Genomic DNA, 21480 nt, shown 5'->3' with positions numbered 1-21480 from the left:
AATAATTATGACCATCAATTAAGCGGGGACATCAGGAGATACAGGTGCGCAATTACTTTGTGCTGGCAACGCTCGCCATGCTGGGCGCTTGCGGCGGTAATGACGGTTCGCCGGACGTGGCTGCGTCGGCGAACAAGCAGATCGCGGCAGTCGATGCCTCAGCGGCAGCAGCCGCAGCCTCGGTGGCCTCGGCCGCGGCTTTGGCGGACACGGCCAACGTCGAAGCCGAATTCAGGGCGGCGAAAACCATCCCACTTGGGATGAAAACCACGACACCCCCGCTCGTGATCGCCGACCCCACCCTCAACCTTCCGCCGTACACGCCACCGCCCCCACCTGCTCCGGTTTCCACCACGACGCTCAACTTCGGCGACTTCACGAGCTACCTCGCGCCCGGATCGACGCAAGGATGGCAACCCGGCACCAGCAGTTCGACCATCACGATTCCGCCGCCGGCCACCAACGGCACGGGCGCTGGCGATAAAACCGTTGCCCTCGCAAGCACGTATGCCACGGCTTCCTACGAAGCGGATGTGACGGTGAGCGCGCCGGTGGGCAACGGTGCGGCGAACGCCGGCTTTATCGTCCGCACGACGAGTCCCACTGCGGGTGGCCCCGATAGCCTGACCGGTTACTACATCGGCCTCGACACCGGCTCGCACGTGCTGCAGGTCGGGCGCGAAAACAACAACTGGACGAGCTTTATCGCGTATCCGATGAGCACGATCGTGGGCGGCAGCACGCACCACCTGAAAGTCACGACGAGCGGCACGGCTATCACGGTCGACCTCGACCAGCAGCGCGTGATCAGCGTGAACGACGCCACCAACGCGCTCCCCGCGGCCTTCCAGTCGGGCAGCTTCGGGCTGCGGCGATTCGGCGTCGGCGCGAGCTTCAGCAACATCACGATCCATACGTATCCGACCGTGACGTCACCCAGCTTCGATTTCTCCAAGGTTGTCGGCGCGGTCTACACGCCGTCCAACGCGGTGAACGCGATCGACTTCTGGGAGAACTACGACCCGGGGATCGTCAATCGTGAGCTGACGTACGCGCAAACGTACGGCATGAATACGATTGCCGTGTATCTGCACTACCTCGTGTGGGCGAACGATCGCGTCGCATTCCTGAGCAAGTTCGAAAATCTGCTGAAGATCGCCGCGCGGCACGGCATCAAGGTCTCGCCGATCTTCTACGACGACTGCTGGAACCCGACGCCCGCGTATGGTCCGCAGCCCGCGCCGGTTTGGGGCGTGCATAACAGCCAGTGGGTGCAGTCGCCGGGCACGCCGGTCGAGCAGGCGTATTTCCAGCCGACCGCGGCCAATGCCAGCATCACGTACAAGGCAAGTCTCGCGAGCTACATCACCGACTTCGTCGCGCCGCACCGCAACGACCCACGCATCATTTTCTGGGAGCCCATGAACGAACCGGGTTGCAGCGGCAACGGCGCGTTGCAGCAAACCCGCGCCGTGATGATGAACGACGCGCGCATCGCGATTCTGAATGCGGGCGCGACGCAACCAATCAATTCGCCCCAGGTGCAGGAGGACGAAGGCACGTATTTCTCCGACTTCTATGCGTTCCATCCGTACAACAACCCGTATACGGGTCCGGTGAACGGCAGCAATGTCAGCGCGTTGAATTCCGAAACGCTGCAGCGCGGTTTCCCCGGCACCACGGGTCAAACCATGCCGGGCATTGTGGCGAACTACGGCGGCACGACGGGCTTTATCGTGTGGGAATTGATGATCGGCCGCACCAATACGCGCTTCCACTGGGGGCAGGTGCCAAGCGCACCCGCCACCGTCGAACCGGCAACGCCCTTCCAGGGGACGATCTATCCGGACGGTCACCCGTGGCAAACCTCGGAGACCCAGGCGTTGACGGGTGGATTCGATGTCAAGCTGCCGGTGCTGCAGGTCGGCTACTACAACGATCCGACTTTCAATAGCGCACCGGTCAAGACGTCGGTCGCACCGTTGATCGACTTCGACCTGAACACCGAGCGCGGCACCGATTCGCCTGATGCCTCCGCCGGCGTCAACGCGACCGGTTATGGCGTGCGGTGGACCGGCGCGATAGAGGCTGGCAAAACAGGGCTCTATACGTTCTCGATCAATAGCGACAACATTGCGCGCCTGTGGATCAACGGGGTGCGGGTCATCAACAAGAAGACCTCGACGCTCGCCACCGTGAGCGGCACGACGTGGCTCACCGCGAAGCAGCGCGCCTCGATCAAGGTCGAGTATGTGCATGGTACGGGCCCGGCAAGCATGCACCTGACGTGGTCGAGCCCGGCGGCGCAGAACCCTGGGGCACTGCGGATCGTGCCTTCGGATTCGCTCGTGACGTCGAACTGAACGAGCGATCGTTTAGCCGGTCGGCAGCGCGGCAGCGGCTGCCGACCGATTCGAGGCACAACCCGAAACACTGTATAAAAACACAGTATAATGATCGGTATGGACAGCCCTTCATCTCTCCTCTGGGCTGTTGCTCCCCAAGGTTTGAATCATGGTGTTCCAGCAAGGCCTGTTTGCCCCCGAGCCGGTGTCCCTCGTCCATGACGAGCAAGGCGGCATTCGATATTTACCTGATTCGATCCCCGCGCCTGCCGCGCAACGGTGGTTCGGGCAGGCACTTGAAAATATCGGCTGGATGAGCCAGCAACGCATGATGTATGACCGGGAGGTCGCGGTGCCGCGTCTGCTCGCCACTTTCGCCCGCGAATCTGAAGATCTGCCTGCGCCGCTCGGCGAAGCATTTGAAGCCGTCCGCGCGCTATTCGGCGCGCCGTTCAATCGGGTCGGCCTCAATCTCTATCGCGACGGCCACGACAGCGTCGCGCTCCACGGCGATAAAACGGAAAAGCTGGTGGCCGCCCAGCCGATTGCGATCGTCTCGCTCGGCGCGAGCCGCCGCATGTCGATCCGCCCGAAGGCCGGTTCCGGCAGGATCTTGCACGTGGAACTGGCGCCCGGCAGTTGCGTCGTCATGAGCTACGCCTCGCAATTCACGCATGAGCACGGCATTCCCAAGGCGGCCGGCGTCACCGAGCCGCGTATCAGCCTTGCATTCCGCTGCTACGCCGGTTGAGGCGGCGTCCTAACCGAGTTTCGCGAGCAACGCTTTAGCCGCCGCTTCGGACGAAGCGGGATTCTGCCCCGTGATCAGATTGCCCGCGACCACCACATGCCGCTGTTAATCCAGCCCCTTTGCAGGACGTAGCACGCCGGATGCATGGCAGATCGCGGCAACGGGTTTTCCGGCGTCACCGCATGCGCTTTTCGCGGCTCGGCGGCACGCCGCTAGACAGCGTAAATTTCAGGGTTGTCCACCAACGGCAGGAACTGCCCTGTGCGCCCATCGAGTGCGAGCATCGCGCCGCTTTCGATGTTGAAAATCCAGCCGTGCAGTCGCAACGTTTTATTCACCAGGCCCACGGCTACGGAGGGATGCGTGCGAATATTCGCGAGTTGAGCCAGCACGTTGTCTTTGACGAGAGCGTCGAGACGCTCGGCATCCGAGGCATACGTTCGCGACGCGTTAATCGCTTTCGCCGCGTCGGCATGACGAAGCCACCCCGCCACGGCCGGCATGTGGTCGAGGTTCGTGCACGTACAGATGGCTGTCATCGCGCCGCAGTTGGAGTGACCGCAAATCACGATATCGCGCACGCCCAATGCCGCGACCGCGTATTCGACCGTGGCCGACACGCCGCCCGGTTCCGGGCCGTAAGACGGCACGATGTTGCCCGCGTTGCGGATCACGAATAGTGCGCCGGGTTCCACCTGCGTCAGGAGCTCGGGAACGACACGGCTGTCCGAGCAGGTCACGAACAGCGTTCTCGGATTTTGCGCAATCGATAAGCGTTTGAACAATGCGCTTTGCTGCGGGAAGACCTCGCGTTGAAAGCGGACGAATCCTTCTATGATTTCCTGCACGACGTTCTCCGGATAGTCGAAACCTCGGCCCGCCGAGCTTGCGGCAAAGGGTCCGGGGCGAGTCTGCGATCGGTTGCCGCGACTATACCGTAGCGCGAACGGTACGCCCGCAAACCCCACCGCCGCGAACGGATTTGAAACCGCGTGGCGGTCGCCGAACGCAAGGCCGCCGTTCGCGCTCGCATGGCAGTGGCTGGCGAAAAACGAGGCGAGCAGGTCCGGCGCGCAGATGCCGGACCGTCCTCTCAAGTCAGGAGGCGGACCACCCGGGCCTCAGTTGAAATCCCCGGTCTCGAGTTCCACGGATCGCCCCCCGTTTTTTTCGAGAACCCGCCGTGTGGCATTTTCAATCCGTGCGCGATTGGCTTCGAAAGTCCCCACCAGATTGTGGGCCGATGGACCCGCGTTGCCGAAATGGTCGTTCAGCGCGTCCAGCGACACGCTGCACCAGACGTCAGCCCCATCGACGTTGGCTTCGAAGGCGACGCGCGACGCTGCCACCACTTCACGGCGTCCGGTGAATTCGATCCGCATAATATTCCTCCGTTTGGCAAAAGTGCCCATGAGCGCGCAAAGGCTGTGCCAAGCGGCCGCTTTAAAGTCGTATCAGCGTCGCGTGAACCTGGCCATCGCTGCGCGCGCTCAGCGCACATTCTCCGCAAGGTGCATACTCGATATCGGCCGCCTTCGTGCGGCCGCGCTTTTGCGTCGCGGCATGCCCGCCATCAGTCACGCCGTCAGACGCGTCCAACATCCTAATACTACCCGCCCCATGTCCCGCAGCCTCCAATCGTCGCGCCCTCTGGTCATTGCCGCAGTGATGGCATCAATGGCGATGGTCGCCATCGAAGCCACCATCGTTTCCACCGCCATGCCGCAAATCGTCGCGCAACTCGGCGATCTGCATCTCTATAGCTGGGTCTTTTCGTCGTTCCTGCTGACGCAAACCGCGATGACCGTGGTGTTCGGCAAGCTCGCCGACCTGTATGGGCGCAAGCCCATCATGCTCGCCGGCATCGCGATCTTTCTGCTCGGCTCGGTGCTGGCCGGTTTCGCCTGGTCGATGCCGGCCATGATCGTGTTCCGCCTGATTCAGGGCGTCGGCGCAGGCGCGATCCAGCCGGTTACGCTGACCATCGTCGCCGACCTTTATCCGGCGCGCGAGCGCGGCAAGGTGCAAGGCTATCTTGCCAGCGTGTGGGCCATTTCAGCGGTGGTCGGGCCGATGGTCGGCGGCTTCATCATTCACAACCTGTCGTGGGCGTGGATCTTCTGGATGAACGTGCCGATCGGCCTTGCCTCGGCAGCCGGCTTCATCGCATTCCTGCGCGAATCGGAGCGCCATGCGCGTCCGTCGATCGACTTCGCGGGCGCGGCGCTCTTCATGGCGGCCATCGCGGCGCTGATGATGGCGCTGACTTACGCCGGCGACGACGACATCGCCAAGGCATCGCTCGCAGGTGGCGCGTTCATGCTGTGCCTGCTGTTGTTCGTATTCCAGGAGCGCCGCGCGGCTGAGCCGATGATCTCGTTCGCGCTCTGGAGCCGCCGGCCGATTGCCGCGTGCAATGCCTCAACCGTGCTGTCCGGCATGATCCTGATGGGCGCCACCACCTTCCTGCCGATGTACGTTCAGGGCGTGCTGCACCGCTCGCCGGTGGTCGCAGGTCTCGCGCTCACGATGATGATGGTAGGCTGGCCGGCGGGCGCGACGCTCGCGGCAAAATCATTTCACCGCCTCGGCTTGCGGCGCATTCTGATCGGCGGCAGCGCGTTCATCCCGATCGGCGCGGTGCTGCTGCTGTTCCTGCAGCCTGGCGGCTCGCCGCTCATCGCGGCGTTCGGTTCGCTCATCATGGGCTTCGGCATGGGCACGTCGAGCGTCAGTTGTCTGGTGCTGATCCAGGAGATCGTCAAGATGGACGAACGCGGCAGCGCCACCGCGTCGAATCTCTTTTCACGCAATCTCGGCAGCACGCTGGGCGCAACGCTGTTTGGCGCGGTGCTCAACTTCGGACTCAGTCATTCGAAAGACGTCGCCGTGGTCACCTCGGATCAGCTGAGAGCGCTGTTGCAGAATCAGGTAGCCAGTCTCGCCGATAGCGACATGATCCGCATGGTGTTGCATCAGTCGCTGCACCTCACCTTCATCTCGATCTTTGCGATTGCGATTTTTGTGGTCGTGCTGCTGGGCTTCGTGCCGGCGATCCACATCGGGCCGGCGAAGCAGGTGCCGCTTGAAGCGTTGTCACCGATCGAGGACTGAACTTCGCTACGCGCCGCCCGCAGGCAAGGTGGCGGCGAAAAAATCGATCGCCCGCTGGGCCGTCTGTGCATGGATCGCATCGCGATCGACATCGGGACTATCCTTGCAGATCGTCGCAAGGTGTTCCATACCTGCGGGCAAGCAGGTATCCAGAAAGGTGTAGTGCGACGCGCCCGGCACCATCGTGATGTTTGCCTTCGGCATCAACCCCGCGATGCGGTGAATGTTGGTGTCCACCGGCGCGGTCACGTCAGCCTCGCCCGCAAGCAGCGAGACGGGAATCGCAACGTCGGCGAACGAGGTGCTATCGAAGGCCTCGCCCAGCGCCGGTGCGATCGCAAAGACTGCCTTGATGCGCGGGTCACGATACGAATCACCGGCGCGCGCCCGTGACGCCTTCGTCTCGGATGAAAGCGTGGCGAGCGTCAAGGCAGGCGCTTGAGGGTCCTCATGAATTCTGGCGGCTTCCGGCGGATGACAGATGGCATCGGCCTGCGGCGACGCGCAGAAGCGCTCGAACGCCGGCAAATTGGTGCGTGCGCCCGCCAGTTCAAGAACCGTATATCCACCGAGCGAGAATCCCACCGCGCCGATCCGGTCCCGGTCGACATGCGGACCCATCATCGGATCGGCAAGCACACCGTCGAGCACTTCGCTGGCGTCCGTGGCGCGTTCCCACCAGAGCATGAAGCCGTCGCGGGTCATCGGCTCCATCGCGCTGTTGCCCGGATGATTGGCGCCGGCGACGATGTAGCCTTGCGCGGCCAGCGCGGCAGCCAGCCAGTCGAGACTGTCCGCGGTGCCGCCGGTACCGTGTGACAGCACGAGCAGCGGATATTTTGCGCGCGCGCCCGACAGAGGCGCATCGACGGCAGCGGGATGCCCGTGGAAAAACGGATGACCGTGTGCGCCAATGTCATGCGTGACTTCCGGGCTTGTCAGATCGGCCGGATACCAGATGGTCGTCACAAGCGCCTGTGTCTGGGCCCCACGCCAATAGCGGGCCACAGCGGGATGAAAGACACGCGTCGCCTCGCCCACATGCAAGGCCTGATCCGTCGGCGCGGCACCCGCCGCCGACCACAACGCCGCCGCGCATGCAAAGGCGGCACAGTAACGACGAAACATGTTCAGTCCTTGCGAATGGGGATCATCAGATCCGTGACACAGGCATGCTGCAAACCGGCAACCATCGGGTTCCGGTACACCTCGAGCCCCGGACGGTCGTCGCGCGCATAACCGCTTTGCGGCAGCCAGCCGCCGTAGAGCGCACGGAAGGTCGGTGCGATCAACGCATACGGGCCAACCAGCCGATGGACCGCATACAGGCCGCCCTCCACGCGCACCGTCTCGATTGCCTCGCCCTCTGCCGCCCGCGGCGCGGCATGAGGCGTGGCGACGATGCCGGCGTAGTACTGGAAGCCCCCGCTCAGCGCAGGATCGTGCATGCAGAGGCCGACGCGTTGCCCCTTCGTCGAGCTCCCCTCGCAGCGCAGCATGTCCATCAGCGACCGGTAGGTCTGCCCGATTGTGGCGACAGGCCCTGCGTGGCGAAGGCACATCACATCGATCGGTGCGATCTCGGCGAGTTCGACCGCCGGCAAAACCGACATCCTGCTTTCAGTCGTGGCGGCCTCACACGGCTCGCTTGTGCGCCGCGCTTTCGACGGTGCGGCGAAGCGTTTCTGCCGCGCCTTGAATTCGCTCGGCGTGACCCCGGTGAAACCACGAAACGCGCGCGCAAAAGCCTGCGGACTGTTGTAGCCGGCATCGTGCGCAACCGTGGTGACCAACGCGGCCGCATCGGTCAGCCTTTGCGCGGCCTGGGCGAGCCGCAGGCGTTGCACGGTCTCGACCACACTCTCGCCGGTCAATGCGCGATAGATGCGATGGAAGTGATACGGTGAAAGATGCGCCACCGCGGCAAGGCTTTCGAGCGTGTGTGGCGCACCGGGCTCCACCAGGATCGCCTCGATTACGCGGGCAATCCGTCGACGGTAATCGCGTTCGGTGCTGGGCTTCATCATGGCGCTAGGATAGCCGCGTCGTGGCCGGAAGACGGTGCAGAGCTTGCGAAATTTTCCGCGGCGCAGAGCGCGGGCAGCGCGTCAATCATCGTCCCGGCAGAGCCTCACCATCCACGCATAAACCGCATCCACCGCAGCGGAGCGCGCCGGTTGGGCGGAGCGCATCAACCACAGCGGCGCGAGTGCGAAGCCCGGCACTTGCGGCAAGACCTCGACCCGCCCGCTCGTCAGTGCATCGCCGGCGGTGAGCCTGGACACCATCGCGATGCCCGCCTCCTGCTCGGCCGCCGCCACGAGGATGCGCGGATCGTCGACCGTCATCGCACGCCGCGTGCGCAAACCGCCGCGCCTTAATTCAGGCAACCACGGCGCCCACTCCGGACGCGATTCGAGCACCAGCAACGGCGCCTGGGTCAACACCTCGGGAAAGGGCGCCGAACGCAGACGGCGCGCGGTCACGGGTCCGCAGATAGCGACCGCCTCCTCGTCCAGCAACGGCTCGCAGATCACGTCGGGCGTGCGGATCTCCTTCGTGGAAACGATCAGGTCGACATCGACACGATCGATCTCGTTGACCTCGTCCCCGGTAACGAGCCAGATCTCGATGTCCGGCAGCGCCGCCGAAAACGCCGGCATGCGCGGCATGATCCAGCCCGTCGCAAACTGCGGCGCGCAATAGATGATCACGGAGTCGGGATTGCCATACGGCTCGATGCGATCGCGCCCATCCGCGAGGGTCGTCATCGCCGACGTCACGGTCTGCGCAAACAGCACGCCGGCGGCCGTCAACGCGACCCCGCGCCCGATCCGCCGGAACAGCGGCACGCCGGCCCACTCCTCGAGTTGCTGGATCTGATGGCTGATCGCCGACTGGGTCAGCGCGAGTTCCTGCGCCGCGCGCGTGAAGCTGCCGAGACGCGCGGCGGCGTCGAAAGCGAGCAAGGCCTGCAGAGGGGGAAGTCTACGCATCGGGGCGCCACGGTCAGGAGAGATATTAGAAATATCGATACTTCCAACAAGATTCTTCGCTTTTCGCCGGAATATTGCCTCGCAATCATAGCGTCAATTGCTCGTCATACATCGCATGCCGCTTCGTCAGGCATGAGAAATATTTGTATGACAGCACCCATTGAAACTGACTGGATCGACGTGTATGACCCTGAACCTGAACGCTTTGCGCCCTGCTTCAACCAGCCCTGCCGCGGGCACGGCTGGCACTGATGAGGCCGGCCAACCCCACGCGCCCACTTATGCCGGCGTGCTGTCCTTCATGCGCCGGCCCTACACCCGCGATCTCACCGGCGTCGACGTCGCCGTATCGGGCATTCCGCTCGACCTCGCCACCACCTTCCGCCCCGGCACGCGCTTCGGCCCTGCGGGCATGCGTGCTGCGTCCGTGCAACTGGCCGAGCTGGGCGCGTTTCCGTGGGGCATCGATCCGTTCGATCATCTGAATGTGGTCGACTACGGCGACTGCTGGTTCGACGCCCACAATCCGTCGGGCATTCGTGACGCGATCGTCGCCCACGCCCGCGAGATTCTCGCCACGGGCGCCCGCATGCTGACGCTCGGCGGCGACCACTACATCACCTACCCGCTGCTGGTCGCGCACGCTGAAAAGTACGGCAAGCCGTTGAGCCTGATCCACTTCGACGCGCACTGCGACACGTGGCCGGACGACAACCCCGATTCGCTGAACCACGGCACGATGTTCTACAAGGCGATCCGTGAAGGGCTGATCGATCCCGCACGCTCGGTGCAGATCGGCATTCGCACCTGGAACGACGACTTCATGGGCGTGCGCATTCTCGACGCGCCGTGGGTCCATCGCAACGGCACACAAGCGACCATCGACGCAGTGCTGTCGATTGTCGGCGATGCGCCCACCTACCTCACCTTCGACATCGACTGTCTCGATCCGGCCTTCGCACCCGGCACCGGCACGCCGGTGGCGGGCGGTCTGAGTTCGGCCCAGGCACTGGAAATCGTTCGCGCGCTGGGCGCCGTGAATCTGGTCGGTGCGGACGTGGTGGAAGTGTCGCCGCCCTACGACCACAGCGACGTCACCGCGCTCGCCGCAGCCCACCTTGCCGCCGACATGCTGTGCCTGATGCGCAATCAGAAACTGCAACGCCATCAGCGCATGTAAGCGCCGCCAACCGCCCTGTTGAAACCACTCTGGAAGACCATCATGCCCCACCCCTTCATGAAGTCCAGGCCGGCCGTGTCGATGCTGGCTGCGCTGCTGTTGAGCGCTTTCGGCACACCCTCGCACGCCGACGAAAAGCTGCTGAATCTGTACAACTGGGCCGACTACATCGCGAAAGATACGGTGCCGAACTTCGAGAAAGAGTCGAGCATTCATGTGCGCTACGACGTGTACGACGGCGACGAAACCTTGCAGGCTAAATTGCTGACCGGCTCGACCGGTTACGACGTCGTGGTGCCGACCTCGAACTTTCTCGCCCAGCAGATCCAGGCCGGCATCTACCAGAAGCTCGACAAATCGAAACTGCCGAACCTGGTGAACCTCGACCCCAGTCTGCTGAAGCTGGTCGCCGATGCGGACCCCGGCAATCAATACGCGGTGCCGTGGGCGTGGGGCACCACGGGGCTTGGCTACAACGTCACGCGGGTCAAAAAGATTCTCGGCAACGACGCGCCGCTCGATAACTGGGACATCCTCTTCAAGCCCGAATATCTGAGCAAGCTGAAGACTTGCGGCGTGTCCTTACTCGATGCGCCGACCGACGTGTTCGCGGTGACGTTGCACTATCTCGGCCGCGATCCGAACAGCGTGAATCCGGCCGACTACCAGGCCGCATACGAAGCACTCAAGAAAATCCGCCCGTACGTCACGCAGTTCAATGCGACGAGTTATATCAACGATCTCGCGGGCGACGACATCTGTTTCGCACTGAGCTGGTCGGGGGATGTGTCGATGGCCAGCCATCGCGCGCGCGAAGCCGGCAAAAGTTATGAGGTCAAATACTTCATTCCTCAAGGCGGGGCGCCGGTCTGGTTCGACATGATGGCGATTCCGAAAGATGCGCCGCATCCGGAGGCGGCGCTCGACTGGATCAACTATATCGAGCGCCCCGAGGTTCATGCCGGGATCACCAATGCGGTGTTTTATCCGAATGCGGACACCGCCGCGCGCAAATTCGTGCGGCCGGAAATTCTCAACGATCCGACCGTGTACCCGCCTGAGTCCGTGCTGAAAACGCTGTTTCTGCTCAAGCCGTTGCCGGCCCAGATCAAACGCCTGGAAGGCAGGCTGTGGGCCCAGTTGAAGACAGGCGGATAACGAATCGGCGGCGTGGCGGTCAGCCGCCTTTCGCGTATAACGTCGACTCCGCGAATCCTTCGGCCGCCAGCACCTGCCCCACCAGGATCAGCGCTGTCCGCTCGATATGGGTGGACTGCACTTTGCCGACGATATCGTCGAGCGTGCCGGTGATTTTTTCCTCATCCGGCCAGCTCGCGCGATAGATCACGGCGATCGGGCACGCGCCGCCGTAATGCGGCCGCAATTCATCGACGATGCGCGCGAGATGGCGCACGCCGAGGTGAATCGCCATCGTCGCGCGATGTCTCGCGAGGTCGGCGAGTTGTTCACCCTCCGGCATCGTCGTTTTGCTGGCGAAGCGCGTAAGGATCAGCGTTTGCGAAATATTGGGCAAGGTGAGTTCGCAGCCGAGCGTCGCCGCACAGGCGGCGGTCGCCGTCACGCCGGGGACGATCTCGTAGGAAATGTCGAGTTCGCGCAGTCTGCGGATCTGCTCGCCGATCGCGCCGTACAGGGACGGGTCGCCGGAATGCACGCGCGCCACGTCCTGACCTTTGTCGTGTGCCGCCCTGAGCAAGGCGACGATCTGATCGAGGTCGAGTTCGGCGGTATTCACGACCTGCTCCGCGGCATGCCCTTCCAGAACAGCGGCCGGCACCAGCGACCCGGCGTACAGGATCACCGGGCAGTTGCGCACGAGGCGTTGCCCTTTCACCGTGATCAGTTCCGGGTCGCCTGGACCCGCGCCGATAAAAAACACCGTCATTCAACACTCCATGATTTGTTTGATCGGCCTGTCATGCATGCGCCATTTAACCTGAGACTTGCAATGCGTCCAGCAAGTCGGCCACGTGTGCAAACTCGCGATCGGCTGCGGGCAATTCAGGGCGTCGCAGCATGACGACCGGCAAGCCACGTTCGCGCGCGACGTCGAGTTTCGCTTCAGTGGCGCTGCCGCCGCTGTTTTTGCTGACGACGACATCGAATGCTTCCGCGCTGAACAGCGCTCGCTCGCCTTCGAGCGTGAACGGGCCGCGCATCGCCAGAATTCGCGCACGGGGATGGGTTTCGTGTGCGTCGAGGCAGCGTACCGTCCAGAACTGCTGCGGTGGAATTTCGTCGAGATGCGCAAGCGGTTCGCGGCCGAGCGTGAACAGCGGCCGCCTGAACGAAGCAAGCGCGCCCGTGAGTTCGGCCCAATCGCCGACCATGCGCCAGTCGTCGCCGGCTTGCGGCTGCCAGCTCTCGCGACGCAGCGCCCAACACGGTACGCGCGCCGCACGGCTCGCTTTCGCGGCGTTCGCGCTGATCTGCGCGGCGTACGGATGCGTCGCGTCGATCACAAGGCCGATGCACTCATCTTCGATATAACGCGCCAAACCTGCGCTGCCGCCGAAGCCCCCCACACGCACCTCGCACGACAGATCGTCCGGCACCTTGCCGAGGCCCGCGAGACTGTACACGTGTCCGGGACCGAGCTGTCTTGCGATCCGCAAGGCGTCGCCGGTGCCGCCGAGCAGCAGAATCCTTGTCATTGCGCGACCCCGATCAGATTGCCCTGGCGGTCGATCGCGAACATTTCGACGGCAACCTGCGGCGGCACGATTTCGCGCGCGACGGCAAGCGCATGCTGGCAGACGATGTCGCCGAGCGGCACGTTCTGCGCGTGCGCCAACGCAACGGCCTGCTGGCTCGTATTGGCGGTGAGAATTGCCATCTGCAATGCATCGTCCGCGCCGTGCCCAGCGGCCCAGGCTGCCAGCCGCTCCAGATCGATGCTCGAATTCCGGCTATGCAGATCGAGATGCCCGGCTGCCAGCTTGCTGAGTTTGCCGAAGCCGCCGCACACGCTCAGGCGCTCGACCGGCGCACGCTTCATATGCTTGAGCACCGCGCCGACGAAGTCGCCCATTTCGATCAGCGCGATATCCGGCAGACCGTAATGCGCGCGCATCGCGTCTTCGCTTGCGTTGCCGGTGCAGGCGGCGAGATGCACGTAACCGTTGGCACGTGCGACGTCGATACCCTGATGTATCGATGCGATATAGGCCGAGCACGAGAACGGCCGCACGATGCCGGTGGTGCCGAGAATCGACAGCCCGCCGAGAATGCCGAGACGCGGGTTCATCGTTTTCAGTGCGAGCGCTTCGCCGCCTTCGACGCCGATCGTCACGTCGAAGCCGCCCGCGTATCCGTGTTCCGCTGCGAGCTCGGTCAGATGCTCGGTCATCATCTTGCGCGGGACTGGATTGATCGCCGGTTCGCCGACCGGCAGCGCGAGGCCCGCGCGCGTGACCGTGCCGACGCCCGGCCCCGCACGGAAGATCACACCGGGCTCGGCACGCAGCCGCACGCGAGCGAATACGATCGCGCCGTGCGTGACGTCGGGGTCGTCGCCCGCGTCTTTCACCGTGCCCGCTTCCGCGCCGTCGGCGGTGCGGCGGCAGAACACCAGCGGCATCGGCACATGTTGTCCCTTCGGCAACACGATTTCCGCGACCTCGCTGACGATACCCGCGAGCAACAGACGCGCGGCTGCAAGCGACGTCGCGGTGGCGCAACTGCCGGTCGTGTAGCCGCTACGCAGCGGCGCGGGTTGTTCGGGTGTTTCTTCGCGCATTACGGGTGGGGTGATGAATCGGCTGAACGGGTCGACGTGCCGGATGTCGCGCTCTTGCTCGAGATACCGTTCGTGTCTTGCGCGCTGTTCATGCCGGAGGTGCCATGAGCACTGCTGGCCGGCTTCGTGACCTCCAGCAAGGTAATCGGCAACGCCTGGCGCCACGTATCGAAGCCACCGAGCGGCTGGGCGTCGGCCAGCGCGATGCGGGTCAAGGTGCCGCCGTGTTGCTCACGCCACGCCGCGAGGGCTGCCTCGCCTTGCAAGGTCACGGCATTGGCAACCAGACGTCCGCCATCGCGCAAACGCGCCCAGCAGGCGTCGAGCACGCCCGGCACCGTCACGCCACCGCCGATGAACACGGCATCCGGCACAGGCAAGCCCTCCAGCGCATTAGGCGCGCGGCCGGCCACCAGTTGCAAACCCGGCACGCCTAACGCCTCGCGATTGTGTTCGATGAACCGCTGCCGCTCCGCGTGCCCTTCGATTGCGATTGCGCGGCAAGCCGGATGCGCGCGCATCCATTCGATGCCGATCGAGCCACTGCCCGCGCCCACGTCCCATAGCAATTCGCCCGGCGCCGGCGCGAGGCGTGCCAGCGTGATCGCACGGACGTCGCGTTTGGTCAACTGACCGTCGTGGCGAAAGGCGTCGTCGGGCAAGCCGGAGGTCAGCGGCAAACGCGGGGCGCCCTCCGTTGCACGGCATTCAAGCGCAATCAGATTCAGCGCTGCCACGTCGCCCGCGGACCACTGATCCGCGCGGCCATCTATACACCGCTCAAGATTTCCGCCCAGGTGTTCCAGCACGGTCATCCGTGTTGCGCCGAAGCCGCGCGCGTTCAGCAGGCCGGCCAGCGCTGCGGGCGTGCGGCCATCCGCGCTCAGCACGAAAACGCGCGCGCCGTCGTGCAGATGAACATGCAGCGTCGACAACGGCCGCCCCACCAGCGAAACCGTGGCGACATCCTGCAACGGCCAGCCCAGCCGTGCGGCCGCCAGCGACAACGACGACGGCGCCGGCAGCACCCGCATCTCGCCTGCCGGCAACTGCCGCGCCAGGGTCGAGCCGACGCCGAACAGCATCGGATCGCCACTCGCCAGCACACAGATGGCCCCGTCGGCCCCATCGGCCCCGTTCCGCTCCGCCAGCAAAGGCGCGAGATCGAACGGCCTGGGCCATGGCGCACGACGCGCGGCCAGACGCGCAGGCAACATCGCCAGATGACGTTCGCCGCCATAAACCACCGACGCTTCCAGCAAAGCACGCCGCGCGGGCCTCCCCAAGCCGGCGAAGCCGTCATCGCCTATGCCCACCACGGTCAGCCACGCCGGCATGCATCCATCCTCATTCTGTATCTTCAAATAATGCGCTGTGCCACGCCGGTCAAAGCGTCCAGCCTCGTTGTGCTGTTCGAAAAAAGGCATAATACAGCCGCCGGTGCCCTTCGGGGCCGAAGAGGGAACACAGTGTCACTGTGGCTGCCCCCGCAACTGTATGCAGCGAGTCCGCCTGCGCTCCGCGCCACTGGTTCGACCGGGAAGGCCGCGGCGGACCATGACCTGCCAGCCAGGAGACCTGCCGGCCAGACTGTTCGTGCCAGCCTACATCGGGCGGGGTGTACCGATGCCGCAGCATGGGCCGCTTTGCGGCTCGCTCGGGCCGTCGCGCGACGCTCAACCCGGTGTCCGTCTTGAATCAAGCTTCGCCCTCCACTGTTTCACCCGACGCGGCCCAGGCGCTGCGGCCCTCCGCATGCCCGGGGCTGCTGCGGATTGTCGCCGCGCGCGACGGCGGGATATGCCGGATCAAATTGCCTGGCGGCGAGCTGAGCGCGGCGCAGGCCATGGTGATTGCCGATGCCAGCGAGCGATATGCGGCCGGGGTGGTTGAACTGACCAATCGTGCGAATCTGCAGGTGCGCGGTGTGCAAAGCGGGCATGAAACGGCGTTGATCGCGGCGTTGATCGACGCGGGGCTCGGGCCGCTTGGGGCAACCTGCGCGGTGGATGCGTCGAGCGTGTTGCCCACGACCTCGGCGAACGCTTCAGACGCGTCTCGATCCGGCGCCGCAGACGACGTTCGCAACGTGATGGTGAGCCCGGCTGCCGGGCGCGATGCATGTGCGCTATTCGACACGAGAGCGCTGTGCACCGAACTGCTCACCGCGCTGCAAACGGAAGCGCGGTTTGCGGCGCTATCGCCCAAATTCGCGTTACTGCTCGATGGGGGTGAGCGCCTTGCGAGGCTCGATCATCCGCATGATGTCTGGCTGGCGGCGACACAAGCTGAAGACGGTGTGCGATTCGTGGTCGGATTGGCGGGTTGTCCGCCGGTGATGGCCGACGCGAACCGAGGCGCAAACCGAAGCGCGAATGCCGATACCCTCCAGCATATCGCGCATGTCGCCTCGCATGGCTCGGCCAATCATCCTTGTCCGAACGGCACAGGCGCCCTCGCCGCCGTGCTGCCTTCGCACGTCACGGATCTTGTCCGCGCGCTATTGCACACGTTCCTCGATCTGGCCGCCCCAGATGCCACGCGCATGCGTCACCTGCTTGCCACGCATTCCGTCGACACGCTATTGCAGCACGCTCAAACGTATGTCGATTTCCCGCTGTCACGCGACACGTCGCTCGCCCACTGGCAACGCGACACACTTGCCGATGCCACGCTGCGGCTCGGCGCGCACCCACAGCGAGTCGTGGGCCTGCTGCACGTGGGCGGCCAACCGCCGCTCGGACGCCTCGACACCGCGAGCTTGCGCGGCCTCGCCACGCTCTCGCAGCAGCATGGCAACGGCACGCTGCGCATGACGCCCTGGCAAAGCGTGCTGCTACCCGATGTCGTGGCCAAGGCCGCGCCCACCGTGCTCGCTGAAATGAACGCGCTAGGCCTCGCCTGCGACCCCGCGCAGCCTATGGCACGCCTGATCGCCTGCGCCGGCTCCACAGGCTGCGCGAAAAGCCTCGCCGATACCAAAGCCGACGCGCGGCTTCTAGCGAATCGCCTGCCCGACGGCATCGAGGTCCATCTGAGCGGTTGCCCGCGCTCATGCGCCGCCGCGCATTGCGCGCCGTACACGCTGCTGGCCGCGGCGCCCGGCAGCTACGACCTTTACCGACGCGACGGCCAGCCGGGTTTCGGCTCGTGCGTCGCGCACCAACTCACGATCGAACAGGCCGCCGACATGCTCGACTCACTGGCACACCCGGCCCGGAGCCCCTTAGATGCTTGATTACATTCGCGACGGTCAGGAGATCTATCGCCAATCTTTCGCGACGATACGTGCGGAAGCCGACCTGTCATGCATCCCTGCCGACCTGGAGAAACTCGCGGTGCGCGTGATCCACGCCTGCGGCATGGTCGACGTCATTGACGATCTTCAGTTTTCCGACGGCGCGGGCACCGCAGGCCGCACGGCGCTGGCACAAGGCGCGCCGGTTCTGTGCGACGCCGGCATGGTGGCGCAAGGCATCACGCGCGCGCGACTGCCCGCGAACAACGACGTGATCTGCACGCTCACGCATCAGGACGTGCCCGCGCTCGCGCGCGAACTCGGCAATACGCGCTCGGCAGCGGCGCTCGAATTATGGCGGCCGCATCTGGCAGGCAGCGTCGTCGTGATCGGCAACGCGCCGACCGCCCTCTTTCATCTGCTCGATATGCTCGATGCCGGTGCGCCGAAGCCTGCGCTGATCCTGGGTTTTCCGGTCGGTTTTGTCGGCGCGGCCGAATCAAAAGCGATGCTGGCTGAAGACAGCCGCGGCGTGCCCTACGTCGTGGTTCACGGTCGACGCGGCGGCAGTGCGATGGCCGCGGCCGCTGTGAATGCGCTGACAACGGAGGTCGAGTAAATGACCGTGCAAGGACGTTTATTCGGACTGGGCGTCGGCCCCGGCGACCCGGAACTCATCACCCTGAAAGCGCTGCGTTTGCTGAAAGCGGCACCCGTGGTCGCGTATTTCGTCGCGAAGGGTAAAAAGGGCAACGCCTTCAGCATCATCGAAGCGCATCTGCATGACGCGCAGCAGCATCTGCCGCTCGTTTATCCCGTCACGACCGAAGCGCTCGAGCCGCCGCTTTCGTATGAAGCGATCATCGCCGACTTCTACGACACCGCCGCGGAGGTCGTCGCCGGCCATCTCGACGCGGGCCGCGACGTCGCGGTGATTTGCGAGGGCGATCCGTTTTTTTACGGCTCGTACATGTATCTGCACGACCGCCTCGCGGCGCGTTTCGAGGCCGAAGTCGTGCCCGGCGTCTGCTCGATGCTCGGCGGCGCAGCGGTGCTCGGTTCGCCATTGGTATATCGCAATCAGAGTTTGTCGGTGCTCTCCGGCGTGTTGCCCGAGGACGAACTGCGCCGGCGTCTCGCCGATGCGGACGCCGCGGTCATCATGAAACTCGGTCGCAATTTCGATAAGGTGCGGCGCGTGCTAAGCGAGCTGGGGCTCGCGCATCGCGCGCTTTACGTCGAACGCGCGACGATGGGCAATCAGCGCATCGTGCCGCTCGCCGACGTCGATCCGATGGCGTCGCCGTATTTTTCGCTGCTCGTGGTGCCGGGGGAAAAATGGCAAGGCTGACGCCACCCGCCATTGTGATTCTCGGCGCGGGTGCGTTGGAGACCGCGCGGCGTATCCAGGCGCTGTATGCAGGCTGCCAGGTGCATGCCTTGCAAGGGCGTGTCGAGGCTGATGTCTCGTATACGGAACTCCGGGCGCATCTGTGTGATCTGTATGCGCGCGGCACGCCGATCATCGCGTTGTGCGCCGCCGGAATCGTGATTCGTTGCATCGCGCCACTGTTGTCGAACAAGGGTGTCGAGCCGCCGGTGCTGGCCGTTGCGGAAGATGGCAGCGCCGTCGTGCCGTTGCTCGGCGGCCTGGCTGGCGTCAACGTCATGGCGCGTGAGATTGCGGCTGCGTTGGCTGTGCCGCCGGCCATTACGACGAGTGGCGAACTGCGCTTCGGAACGTGTGTACTCAATCCGCCTGAAGGCTATGCGCTCGCTGATTTAGCGCAGGGTAAGCGTTTTGTTTCAGATCTGCTGGCCGGCGAAAGCACGCGCATCGAGGGCGAAGCGCCGTGGCTCGATGATGCGCAATTGCCGCGCGCCGAATCGGCACGTCTCGCGATTCGGGTGACGCCGCGTGCGTGGGACGGGCGCGATGACGAGTTGGTGATACATCCTCGGAGTGTGGTGGCGGCAGTGATCGTGGCGGGTGGGGATAAAGGTGCTGGTTCCGATTCCGATGCTGGTGCCGATGCTGGCACGCCCGCCTCTACAAACACGGACCTCAATGCAAATCCCAGTTCAGATACGCCGACAGATTCAGGCGCGCGAATCGCCGCGCTTGTGCGCGAGGCATTGGACGCGCACGGGCTCGCGCCACTTTCGCTTGCCGCATTGCTGGCTTCTTCCGAACACATGGCGAATCCTGCGCTCGCCGATGCCGCTGCGAGCCTGAACGTGCCGCTGCGTTTTGCTCAGCCAGGCCTCGAGGACGGCGAACCGCCGGGCAATTTGCTGCATGCCGCGCTACGCGTCCCTTATCAAACCCTGCATGACGACGCGGACGCAGGCATTGCACTCGCGTTGGCAGCCCTGGCCATCGACCCGAACACGATTGGCCGTCCCCGCGGCCGCTTGAGCGTGATCGGCCTCGGTCCCGGCAGTGCCGACCTGATGGTGCCCGCCGCTCGAACCGCGCTGAACGAAGCCACTGATATTCTCGGCTACGAAACCTACGTGAAAATGGCCGGCCCGTTTCGCGCCGACCAACGCATACACGGCACGGACAATCGCGAAGAAATGCAGCGCGCGCGCCATGCGTTCGAACTCGCGAGCACGGGGCGTTCGGTGGTGATGGTGTCGTCGGGAGACCCTGGCGTGTTCGCAATGGCGGCCGCGGTGCTTGAAGCGCTCGAAGAAGGCGGCTCAGCGAACACCGACTGGCGCACGGTCCAACTCGCGATCGTGCCAGGCGTGTCCGCTGCCATGGCAACGGCCGCACAAGCCGGCGCCCCGTTGGGCCATGACTTCTGCATGCTGTCGCTATCCGACAATCTGAAACCGTGGACCATCATCGAGAAGCGCCTCAGGCATGCGGCCGAAGCGGATCTGGTGATGGCGTTCTACAACCCGATCTCTCGCGCCCGGCCGTGGCAACTGGATAAGGCGCTGGATATCGTGCGGGAATACCGCGCCGCAGCGACGAAAGTGGTACTCGGCCGCGATATCGGCAGACCTGGCAGCACGCTGCGCACGATCACGCTCGGTGAGTTGCGTTCGTCGGATGTGGATATGCGCACGATGGTGATCGTGGGGTCGTCGACGACACGCGCGTTTGCTAACGGTGTCGACGGGGGTGAATGGGTTTACACGCCAAGGTGGTATGAGTGAGCCCTTTTCGGGCTTCGCTCGCGTTCGATGCAAAAGTTCTCTCAGCAAACGCGCCCCGCGTTGTTTGCCGAGAAAGCGGACGCAGCGGATTACTTTCGCCCCATCCCCCTCACCACCGCGCCCATTTGCACGCCGTCCGCCCGCGCGAGGTCCTCAAGAATCGTAAAGTGATTACATCCGGCGAGCGGCACGAACTCTACCTGCTCGCCCGCTTGCCGGCACGCCGCCACGTATTCCTCCGAATGCCGAACCAGCTCCGGCAACTCGGCCGTGCCGACGCTGACCGTCATCGGCACACCCTTGCCGATGTGCCGCATCGGGCTATAAGCAGCGATCTCTGCCGGCGTTAGCTGCAGCTTCTCGTTGAGCCACGACATCGCAATCGGCTCCAGGTCCACCAATGCGCTGATCGGCATTGCATGTACGACGGACTCATGGGCGCGATAAAGCGCACTCAACTGCCCGCCCGCGGAATGCCCCGCAAGGCAAACGGGACCGCGCGTGCCGAGCCCTTCACGATCAGCCGCCAGCGCCGCCAGCAGCGCATCGATTTCGCCGACGATCTGCGTCATCGACGCCTCTGGCGCCAACGTGTATTCCGCGAGCACGACATTGAAGCCGCACCCAAGCGGCCCACTGGCGACGAACGCAAAATCCTCTTTGCTGCGCGCCTGCCAGTAGCCGCCGTGTATGAACACGAAAATCGGCGCGTCAAGCGTCCCGCACGGAAACCAGTCGAAACGTTGCCGGGGCTGCGGACCATAAGCTACGTCCCGCCGGCACGGCGCAGCGGCATACAGCGCCGCGCTGCGCGCCTGAAAGCCGAGCATGCGCTCGGCGACATCGGCCACTGCCGCCACGTTGTCGTAAGCCGCACGCAGTGCCGCTTGATCCATGCCGCGAAAGAGTTGAGTCATGACGTTCC

The 21480-nt window shown here is 64.4% G+C and carries 19 protein-coding genes, 1 pseudogene and 1 riboswitch; of the genes and pseudogenes, 9 read left to right on the top strand and 11 right to left on the bottom strand.

Annotation, left to right across the window (positions count from 1 at the left end; all coding sequences use genetic code 11):
* Positions 1-44: 44 nt before the first annotated feature.
* Both PQQ95_RS19145 and PQQ95_RS19140 read left to right on the top strand, forming a co-directional pair.
* On the top strand, positions 45-2363 hold the full coding sequence (locus PQQ95_RS19145; protein ID WP_408439243.1) for a PA14 domain-containing protein: 2319 nt from the start codon (positions 45-47) through the stop codon (positions 2361-2363).
* A 151-nt stretch (positions 2364-2514) separates the two neighbouring features.
* A complete protein-coding gene (locus tag PQQ95_RS19140) occupies positions 2515-3096 on the top strand; it encodes an alpha-ketoglutarate-dependent dioxygenase AlkB family protein (RefSeq protein WP_408439240.1) in 582 nt (193 codons plus the stop codon).
* Between the two features lie 9 nt (positions 3097-3105).
* Here the strand turns inward: PQQ95_RS19140 and PQQ95_RS19135 are convergent.
* From PQQ95_RS19135 to PQQ95_RS19125, 3 genes and pseudogenes are all read right to left on the bottom strand, one after another.
* A pseudogene (locus tag PQQ95_RS19135) lies at positions 3106-3195 on the bottom strand (type 1 glutamine amidotransferase domain-containing protein); the annotation flags it as partial.
* Positions 3196-3308: 113 nt separating this feature from the next.
* Positions 3309-3944, bottom strand: a complete 636-nt coding sequence (locus PQQ95_RS19130; RefSeq protein ID WP_408439564.1) for a carbonic anhydrase — start codon at positions 3942-3944, stop codon at positions 3309-3311.
* 273 nt (positions 3945-4217) lie between these two features.
* On the bottom strand, positions 4218-4478 hold the full coding sequence (locus tag PQQ95_RS19125; RefSeq protein ID WP_408439238.1) for a DUF1488 family protein: 261 nt from the start codon (positions 4476-4478) through the stop codon (positions 4218-4220).
* A gap of 238 nt (positions 4479-4716) precedes the next feature.
* On the opposite strand from PQQ95_RS19125, the gene PQQ95_RS19120 reads away from it, so the two are divergent.
* Positions 4717-6210, top strand: a complete 1494-nt coding sequence (locus tag PQQ95_RS19120) for an MDR family MFS transporter (RefSeq protein WP_408439235.1) — start codon at positions 4717-4719, stop codon at positions 6208-6210.
* Between the two features lie 6 nt (positions 6211-6216).
* On the opposite strand, the gene PQQ95_RS19115 is transcribed toward PQQ95_RS19120, so the two are convergent.
* From PQQ95_RS19115 to PQQ95_RS19105, 3 genes are all read right to left on the bottom strand, one after another.
* Entirely contained in the window at positions 6217-7338 is a 1122-nt protein-coding gene (locus tag PQQ95_RS19115) for an alpha/beta hydrolase family protein (RefSeq protein WP_408439233.1), read from the bottom strand.
* A 2-nt stretch (positions 7339-7340) separates the two neighbouring features.
* Complete coding sequence (locus tag PQQ95_RS19110) at positions 7341-8234, bottom strand: AraC family transcriptional regulator (RefSeq protein ID WP_408439561.1); 894 nt, start codon at positions 8232-8234, stop codon at positions 7341-7343.
* An 84-nt stretch (positions 8235-8318) separates the two neighbouring features.
* Positions 8319-9206 (bottom strand): LysR substrate-binding domain-containing protein, encoded by an 888-nt coding sequence (locus PQQ95_RS19105; protein WP_408439230.1) that lies wholly within the window; start codon positions 9204-9206, stop codon positions 8319-8321.
* A gap of 184 nt (positions 9207-9390) precedes the next feature.
* On the opposite strand from PQQ95_RS19105, the gene speB reads away from it, so the two are divergent.
* Positions 9391-10386, top strand: coding sequence for an agmatinase (gene speB / locus PQQ95_RS19100; RefSeq protein WP_408439228.1), 996 nt, complete (start codon positions 9391-9393; stop codon positions 10384-10386).
* Positions 10387-10443: 57 nt separating this feature from the next.
* Positions 10444-11544, top strand: coding sequence for a polyamine ABC transporter substrate-binding protein (locus PQQ95_RS19095; RefSeq protein ID WP_408439558.1), 1101 nt, complete (start codon positions 10444-10446; stop codon positions 11542-11544).
* A gap of 19 nt (positions 11545-11563) precedes the next feature.
* Here the strand turns inward: PQQ95_RS19095 and cobM are convergent, their stop codons facing one another.
* The 4 genes from cobM to cbiE are packed head-to-tail and all read right to left on the bottom strand — an operon-like array spanning position 11564 to position 15483.
* Positions 11564-12292 (bottom strand): precorrin-4 C(11)-methyltransferase, encoded by a 729-nt coding sequence (gene cobM, locus PQQ95_RS19090; RefSeq protein ID WP_408439225.1) that lies wholly within the window; start codon positions 12290-12292, stop codon positions 11564-11566.
* Between the two features lie 46 nt (positions 12293-12338).
* Entirely contained in the window at positions 12339-13061 is a 723-nt protein-coding gene (locus PQQ95_RS19085) for a cobalt-precorrin-6A reductase (RefSeq protein ID WP_408439222.1), read from the bottom strand.
* Positions 13058-14146 (bottom strand): cobalt-precorrin-5B (C(1))-methyltransferase, encoded by a 1089-nt coding sequence (locus PQQ95_RS19080; protein WP_408439220.1) that lies wholly within the window; start codon positions 14144-14146, stop codon positions 13058-13060. The genes PQQ95_RS19085 and PQQ95_RS19080 overlap by 4 nt, the downstream gene beginning before the upstream one ends.
* A complete protein-coding gene (gene cbiE, locus PQQ95_RS19075; RefSeq protein WP_408439217.1) occupies positions 14146-15483 on the bottom strand; it encodes a precorrin-6y C5,15-methyltransferase (decarboxylating) subunit CbiE in 1338 nt (445 codons plus the stop codon). Before cbiE ends, PQQ95_RS19080 begins: the two co-directional genes overlap by 1 nt.
* A gap of 84 nt (positions 15484-15567) precedes the next feature.
* Positions 15568-15746: riboswitch (cobalamin riboswitch) on the top strand.
* Positions 15747-15830: 84 nt separating this feature from the next.
* On the opposite strand from cbiE, the gene cobG reads away from it, so the two are divergent.
* Genes cobG through cobJ form a run of 4 tightly spaced genes read left to right on the top strand, consistent with a single transcriptional unit; the run spans position 15831 to position 20555 of the window.
* Positions 15831-17384, top strand: a complete 1554-nt coding sequence (gene cobG, locus PQQ95_RS19070; protein ID WP_408439214.1) for a precorrin-3B synthase — start codon at positions 15831-15833, stop codon at positions 17382-17384.
* Positions 17377-18003 carry a precorrin-8X methylmutase gene (locus PQQ95_RS19065; RefSeq protein ID WP_408439211.1) on the top strand — a complete coding sequence of 209 codons (627 nt, stop codon included), beginning with the start codon at positions 17377-17379 and terminating at the stop codon, positions 18001-18003. The genes cobG and PQQ95_RS19065 overlap by 8 nt, the downstream gene beginning before the upstream one ends.
* Positions 18004-18735, top strand: coding sequence for a precorrin-2 C(20)-methyltransferase (locus PQQ95_RS19060; RefSeq protein WP_408439210.1), 732 nt, complete (start codon positions 18004-18006; stop codon positions 18733-18735). It abuts the gene before it with no gap.
* Positions 18723-20555, top strand: coding sequence for a precorrin-3B C(17)-methyltransferase (gene cobJ, locus PQQ95_RS19055; RefSeq protein WP_408439207.1), 1833 nt, complete (start codon positions 18723-18725; stop codon positions 20553-20555). Before PQQ95_RS19060 ends, cobJ begins: the two co-directional genes overlap by 13 nt.
* An 89-nt stretch (positions 20556-20644) precedes the next feature.
* Here the strand turns inward: cobJ and PQQ95_RS19050 are convergent, their stop codons facing one another.
* Positions 20645-21472 (bottom strand): alpha/beta hydrolase, encoded by an 828-nt coding sequence (locus tag PQQ95_RS19050; RefSeq protein ID WP_408439204.1) that lies wholly within the window; start codon positions 21470-21472, stop codon positions 20645-20647.
* Positions 21473-21480 lie beyond the last annotated feature (8 nt).

Source organism: Paraburkholderia caffeinilytica, assembly GCF_046030355.1.
Classification (GTDB): Bacteria; Pseudomonadota; Gammaproteobacteria; order Burkholderiales; family Burkholderiaceae; genus Paraburkholderia; species Paraburkholderia caffeinilytica_B.
This window is presented reverse-complemented; position numbering and strand designations above follow the sequence as displayed.

Excerpts from the sequence above, each read along its gene's own strand:
- PQQ95_RS19140 (WP_408439240.1), top strand. The coding sequence starts at position 2,515 with ATGGTGTTCCAGCAAGGCCTGTTTGCCCCCGAGCCGGTGTCCCTCGTC.
- PQQ95_RS19125 (WP_408439238.1), bottom strand. The coding sequence starts at position 4,478 with ATGCGGATCGAATTCACCGGACGCCGTGAAGTGGTGGCAGCGTCGCGC.
- PQQ95_RS19120 (WP_408439235.1), top strand. The coding sequence starts at position 4,717 with ATGTCCCGCAGCCTCCAATCGTCGCGCCCTCTGGTCATTGCCGCAGTG.
- PQQ95_RS19115 (WP_408439233.1), bottom strand. The coding sequence starts at position 7,338 with ATGTTTCGTCGTTACTGTGCCGCCTTTGCATGCGCGGCGGCGTTGTGG.
- PQQ95_RS19110 (WP_408439561.1), bottom strand. The coding sequence starts at position 8,234 with ATGAAGCCCAGCACCGAACGCGATTACCGTCGACGGATTGCCCGCGTA.
- PQQ95_RS19105 (WP_408439230.1), bottom strand. The coding sequence starts at position 9,206 with ATGCGTAGACTTCCCCCTCTGCAGGCCTTGCTCGCTTTCGACGCCGCC.
- speB (WP_408439228.1), top strand. The coding sequence starts at position 9,391 with ATGACCCTGAACCTGAACGCTTTGCGCCCTGCTTCAACCAGCCCTGCC.
- PQQ95_RS19095 (WP_408439558.1), top strand. The coding sequence starts at position 10,444 with ATGAAGTCCAGGCCGGCCGTGTCGATGCTGGCTGCGCTGCTGTTGAGC.
- cobM (WP_408439225.1), bottom strand. The coding sequence starts at position 12,292 with ATGACGGTGTTTTTTATCGGCGCGGGTCCAGGCGACCCGGAACTGATC.
- PQQ95_RS19085 (WP_408439222.1), bottom strand. The coding sequence starts at position 13,061 with ATGACAAGGATTCTGCTGCTCGGCGGCACCGGCGACGCCTTGCGGATC.
- PQQ95_RS19080 (WP_408439220.1), bottom strand. The coding sequence starts at position 14,146 with ATGCGCGAAGAAACACCCGAACAACCCGCGCCGCTGCGTAGCGGCTAC.
- cbiE (WP_408439217.1), bottom strand. The coding sequence starts at position 15,483 with ATGCCGGCGTGGCTGACCGTGGTGGGCATAGGCGATGACGGCTTCGCC.
- PQQ95_RS19065 (WP_408439211.1), top strand. The coding sequence starts at position 17,377 with ATGCTTGATTACATTCGCGACGGTCAGGAGATCTATCGCCAATCTTTC.
- PQQ95_RS19060 (WP_408439210.1), top strand. The coding sequence starts at position 18,004 with ATGACCGTGCAAGGACGTTTATTCGGACTGGGCGTCGGCCCCGGCGAC.
- cobJ (WP_408439207.1), top strand. The coding sequence starts at position 18,723 with ATGGCAAGGCTGACGCCACCCGCCATTGTGATTCTCGGCGCGGGTGCG.
- PQQ95_RS19050 (WP_408439204.1), bottom strand. The coding sequence starts at position 21,472 with ATGACTCAACTCTTTCGCGGCATGGATCAAGCGGCACTGCGTGCGGCT.